Below are 3791 nucleotides of genomic sequence, written 5' to 3' on the forward strand. Positions count from 1 at the left end.
TGGCCACAATCTACCGAACTCCGCTTCGCGAGGTGCAAAACGGACCACTGTAGTTCGACCAACCCCCTCTCGTTGTGGGGGATTTTCAAGCGCCCATCACTGGTCCCTTTTCAGCGCCCCGTGACAGTGAAGAAACGCATGTTCGGTTCTCGGACAAGCAAGCCAATACCAAATCGCCGGTGGTGAGCTAATCGGCAATACCTCACTGAATTTTGCTTACCTTACGATAAGCGTTTATTTTTTGAGCATCAATCGGAGTAATGTTGATTTCCTCCCTATCACAGCGGCGAACTTCCATCGCCTACTCGGCGCGCTCCGGTGGCCGACGCCGGCACGTGGCGGGCTAACGCTGTTTGAAACTGACATGCCATCTGCTCGAAAGCGTTGTCGGTTGAGTTTCGGCGAACTCCAGAAACGCGGGACGCGGCGGGCATTAGTTTGAATACCCTCGAATTTAAATGCATTGCGGTTACAATCTGGCACGTGCTCGCGGCAGTCAATTGCTGTGGCAGTAAAATGATAGAAACCTGACATACCGACGAGAAATCATGACGACCGTCTTTCATAATCCAAGGTGCTCGAAATCTCGTGCTGCCGTGGAGCTTCTTAATTCACGTGGGATAGAATTCGACGTTGTAAAGTATTTGGAGACCCCACCAAGCGAAAAGGAGCTTGGAAAGATCGCTCAATTGCTGAACATTGCCCCGGCCCAATTGGTGCGGAAGCAGGAGAAGCTGTTTAAGGAACTAAACCTTGGCGATCAAGAACTATCAGACAAACAGTGGATCGCGATTCTAGCCTCCAATCCAACGCTGATTGAGCGACCCATTGTCGTTCACGACGGAAAAGCCGCAATTGGCCGTCCCCTCGAAAACATTGTTGAGATTCTTGACAAATAGGCTGCATCGTACTTCTGGAGACTCACCTTTGAGACAACCTGAACTGATCGTTTTTGACCTCGACTTCACGCTCTGGGATTGCGATGGCACTTGGTGCGATTGCCTGTCGCCGCCATTTCGCCGCCAGAACGAACGAGTCTTTGATCGGGCGAGTCGCCAGGTGCGATTGTACGATGACGTTACCAGTATCCTGGACCATTGCGACAAGCAGTGCATAAAAATGGCGATCGCATCGCGAACGGAGCAGCCAGCGTGGGCGCGTGAGCTGGTGGAATTGCTTGGGATCACTCACCGTTTCGCGTTTGCCGAGATTTATCCATCATCAAAACGGAAGCATTTCGCGGCGTTGAAAGCATCAAGTGGTCTCCGTCATGAAGACATGATTTTCTTCGATGACGAGATGCGAAACATCAACGAGGTTTCCACGCTCGGTGTCACCAGCATTCACGTCTCCAATGGCATGACAGCCAATTTGTTCCACAAGGCTCTGCGAGCATTCGCGAAGAATGGCCATGCGAGCCGGCATTAAGATTGACGCGGACAGCTTGGCGGTCGACGGTGTGGAAACCTCCCGTCGAAGAAACCAACGCATCTATGCGGACGTGCGGTCAAGCATAGAAGTGTATCTGATCGGGTCACAGCTGTCTGTGATTCTGCAAGAATGATCACTTCACAGCACCGCCCGGCAATTCAAACTTGATCCACCACATCACATCCGCCGCCTCTTCCGGTGACGTCACCTGACAGAGAACTTCCCGCAGTTCTTTCCATCGACCAGCTCGGGCCAAAAGCTTCCCTAGTTCCTTGCGTCGCTGTTTCGGCGACCGGAGTTTGCGGGCGTCCTCGATTGCCTCTTCTATGCGTCCCATGTCCGCTTTGAGATCAATGGCAGAATTGATAGCGGCTTTGCTAAAACCAGGTCGCTTTTCCAGATGGCCATCCCGCATGGCCTGTTCCAGTAGCTGCTCGGCAGCTTCGGCACCTTCAATCAGTGCCACCGCTTCAGCAAACGTGTTGTAAACCGCGGATGTCGACCACCCAAACTCGAGCGCGGGCCAAGTGGGCATCTCTCGGAGTGCTCGCCGCAACCAATGCTTCGCAGAGTTCGTCTCACCCTGTTCAAACAATAGACGCAGCGATCTTGAAATTGACATCGCCGGAAAGTGTATATTTGGATCGTCCATTATGGCAAGTTTTTCGAGATCCTCCGCGATGTCTCTTTTAGTTCTCGCGATCGCCTCTCGCTTCATTCCTAACTCTAACAATGTGGTTGCATCAAGAACCATGTCACGGTCGTGCTTGTCGAGCCGACGTATGCATCGCTTGACAGCGTCCGTGTCCTGCAACTCTGCGTAGCTGGTTACTACGAAGTAGACGAATTGCTCGCGTCGTGACCTTCTTTTTAGTTTACAGGCTACTCCTTCCATTTCTGCCACCGCCTGTCGAGCCTGCTTCTTTCGGCGTGCATTCAGTGCCTGCTTAAAACGCCTGTGTGCGCCCCAGAATTCAGCCCTGTTGCGCTGGTCGTCATCAACGGCATCTTTCGGATCCAGGATTCCGTTATCAGCTCGGAAGTCACGGACTGAATTGATGGAGAATCCGCGGTCACATTTACGTGTGTTGAAGGGTTCGGTCGATTCCGCTATCGCTAGGTACTTCTCCATCCGCTTGAGGTTCCCCGCGTTGAGACTGACTTTGGCACCAAGCTCTGCCATGTGAACGGTATCCAAAACGGAATCCTGTGGGAGACGCTTCAAGAAGCGATTCACCCAGCGGATCGCATCGTTTTCGCGGTCGAGTTCCGCAAGATGTTCGATTGGCAGATGTGCCCGTTCAGCCGCGTCATTGTCATCGCTAATCGCCTCACACTTCCGCAGCATGTATCGAAACCACGTTGCGAGGTCTCCGTTCCGCGGCCACTTCGTCTTCCATTCTGGCTGTGTCGTTTCGGGCCGAGCCGTTTTCTTCTTTGCCATCGTTACTTCTCCGTTTCAAGTCCTATTAACGTTCAGCCCAAATTGTTTTCGGTAGGCACAATCCTGTATACGCTTTCAGTCTTATCCTTCATCGACTGCTCGCGGTCTGTGCGAGTTCCGACTTTGATGCTAGTAGTAATTCGCGGAGCACCCAGCTCATGAACACGTTCATGGCAACGCTTGATCGCGGCAAAAACGTCGTCCCAGTCTCCTTCAACATTCGTGCCGTATGCGTGTAGCTGGTGCTCGAGTCCTGCTTCCTGCAATACCTTCTGGCATTCAGCAACGTACTTGCTCACCGAAACGCCAACGCCCATTGGGACGACACATAAATCGACGATGACATTCATTTCCGTAAAGTTCCTCCGTTTTGCCTCGTGACGTGTTTCAGATGTCTAGTTTATCTTCTTGACCTGAGAAAGGCAGTGGTGTTGGAGAAATGGTGCGAGATGACATTTTCTGGTTCCCATCCGAGTTGGTTCACCTAGCCTAACAGTAGTTATGGAGGATATGCGCGGAAGAGTCGTCAGCTTGACTGGATTGCCTACGAAGAGCACCATCGTTACTGGACAGGACTTCATGGCGGTAGCGACCCATTCTCGAGTTACCGGAAGTTTGTCAAACAAGGTCTAACCGGTGAAGTGGATTCAAAAGCCGATCGGTTGCGAGATTGGGTCTACGGAAGCGAAGATTTTCTCAAATAGATGTTGGCCATGGCCGCAGGAGAGGATGTTGATGAGAACGATCGTCGTATTCGCAAGACAAATCCGCTCAGTACAGAGCAAATCATGGATGTTGCAATTGTTAATCCGAAACAGGTGCGACACTTTGCCAAAGGGATTGGTCACGATGCAAAGACCGATCCGATCGATGCCAAAGTGATCGCAAAGTTTGGAGAGGTTGTTCAGCCAGAACC

At 51.9% G+C, this 3791-nt stretch carries 4 protein-coding genes and 1 pseudogene; 3 read left to right on the plus strand and 2 right to left on the minus strand.

The annotated features are described in order from the left end of the window. Positions 1 to 548 precede the first annotated feature (548 nt). Positions 549 to 899, plus strand: coding sequence for an arsenate reductase (glutaredoxin) (gene arsC, locus Q31b_RS27505; RefSeq protein ID WP_146602884.1), 351 nt, complete (start codon positions 549 to 551; stop codon positions 897 to 899). A gap of 28 nt (positions 900 to 927) precedes the next feature. Beyond that, positions 928 to 1428, plus strand: coding sequence for a magnesium-dependent phosphatase-1 (locus Q31b_RS27510; protein ID WP_146602885.1), 501 nt, complete (start codon positions 928 to 930; stop codon positions 1426 to 1428). A gap of 136 nt (positions 1429 to 1564) precedes the next feature. Here the strand turns inward: Q31b_RS27510 and Q31b_RS27515 are convergent, their stop codons facing one another. Further along, entirely contained in the window at positions 1565 to 2875 is a 1311-nt protein-coding gene (locus tag Q31b_RS27515) for a hypothetical protein (RefSeq protein WP_146602886.1), read from the minus strand. A 32-nt stretch (positions 2876 to 2907) separates the two neighbouring features. Then, positions 2908 to 3225, minus strand: coding sequence for an MTH1187 family thiamine-binding protein (locus Q31b_RS27520; protein ID WP_146602887.1), 318 nt, complete (start codon positions 3223 to 3225; stop codon positions 2908 to 2910). Between the two features lie 444 nt (positions 3226 to 3669). Here Q31b_RS27520 and Q31b_RS29825 point away from each other — a divergent pair. Beyond that, positions 3670 to 3791 (plus strand): annotated as a pseudogene (locus Q31b_RS29825) (IS110 family transposase); the annotation flags it as partial.

Source organism: Novipirellula aureliae (assembly GCF_007860185.1).
Lineage (GTDB): Bacteria > Planctomycetota > Planctomycetia > Pirellulales > Pirellulaceae > Novipirellula_A > Novipirellula_A aureliae.